This window comes from Gordonia sp. i37 (assembly GCF_002043085.1).
GTDB classification, from domain to species: Bacteria; Actinomycetota; Actinomycetes; order Mycobacteriales; family Mycobacteriaceae; genus Gordonia; species Gordonia polyisoprenivorans.
In genome coordinates, this window is sequence record NZ_MVPX01000714.1 from 1 (window position 1) to 260 (window position 260).

1 protein-coding gene is annotated in these 260 nt (G+C 66.2%); it reads right to left on the reverse strand.

The window, feature by feature from the left end:
- Window positions 1-187: hypothetical protein (locus B1964_RS29765; RefSeq protein WP_253194277.1), on the reverse strand; the 187-nt coding region annotated here is incomplete at its 3' end.
- Between the last annotated feature and the right edge of the window lie 73 nt (window positions 188-260).

Genomic DNA, 260 nt, shown 5'->3' on the forward strand with positions numbered 1-260 from the left:
CCTCGGCGACCATCGAGGTGTCGAGCCCGTTGCCCTCGTCGGCGATCGCGAGAACGGCGAGGGGGGCGTCGTCGAGATGCTCCACACGACGCCGGTACGCCGTCCGCGCGAGCAGAGCAGCATGATCGACGGGATCAGTGGGTCGTGAATCATGTTGTGCTGCAGCGATATCGGACGCAAGCGTCACGAGGATTTCGTCGATGAGGCCCGGTGCACCCGCACACGCGCGTCGGATGTGGGAGGCCTGTGTCGGATCGAGG